At 56.7% G+C, this 1125-nt stretch carries 1 protein-coding gene; it reads right to left on the reverse strand.

Annotated elements, in window-relative coordinates; translation table 11 throughout:
* On the reverse strand, positions 1-804 hold an 804-nt coding region (locus AUR66_RS17570; RefSeq protein ID WP_058573461.1), incomplete at its 3' end, for a sodium:calcium antiporter.
* Positions 805-1125 lie beyond the last annotated feature (321 nt).

The raw sequence follows: 1125 nt of genomic DNA on the forward strand, positions 1-1125 counted from the left end.
CAGCAGGTCGAACGTGTTCGACCCGAGAACGTTTCCGAGACTCGTCGCGCCCCTGTCGTCCTGCGCAGACCGGACACTGACGATCATATCCGGTAGACTCGTCGCGGCAGCGATTATGGTCACACCCGCGAGGAACTCCGGGATTCCGAAGGTCTGGCCGAGTGACTCGACGCTCCCGACCAGTTGTTCGACCGCTATGAGGATGACGAGTAGCCCGACGGCGAGTCGTCCCCACTGGCGAGTTACAGTGATGCCATCAGTGACGAACTCGCCCTCGTAGTCACCGACGTCCTGCCACTGAATGAACAGGTACAGTCCATACAGGAGCAAGGGGATCAGTGCGAGTGGACGAGTAATCAACCCAGCAAGTTCTGGACCGTCCGGGACGGGAACGTAGATTACTGCGAGGGCGAACGTGACCACGAGTGCCGAGACAGCAATCATGTAGAACTGCGCCTCCTTGTAGACGATTGTCCGACTGGCTTCGAGGTCCTCTTCGGTAGCCAACCCCGAGAGTGCAGGAATCACGAGGATGTTGAAGATAGCAGAGCCAACGATTGCGCCGACACCCATGTTGAACGCACCGTTGAGGGCCGTGAAGACGACGCTCGTGAACTCCGGAAAACTCGAACCGACCGCGACGACGACCGACCCCTGAACGACCGCTGGAAGCCCATAATATGCAGAGAGTTTCTCGGCTGATTCTTCGAGCCAACCACTTCCAAACCAAATCAACCCGCTCGCAAGGAGAATCGTACTGATATTGAACAGTGGAGAGTCGGGGAGCACACCACCGAGAGACATTGGTGGTTTCCGATACAGTGAGTCGATAGAAGAAGCCACCGAGTCACACGCTTCAGGCGGTGCATGGAAGTATCAAGGGGTGTGACGCCTCAGTCTTCGATGTATATTTGTTCGGAAGGTACCTCAACCAGTGAGTCGTTCGGAACGTGCCACACAGTGAATAGACTTCACGCGAGGGGTCGTCCAGACGTGACACCACTCATCGCTTCGATTCGTCGATTTTCGGGTGCCGTTCGAGTTCCTGCGGGTCCGTGTCGGGGGAGAGCGACACTGCCTCAATTTCGACGACGTCTTTCACCGTTCGCATTCCTCCGAACAAAT

Source organism: Haloferax profundi, from assembly GCF_001469865.1.
Taxonomy (GTDB): Archaea; Halobacteriota; Halobacteria; order Halobacteriales; family Haloferacaceae; genus Haloferax; species Haloferax profundi.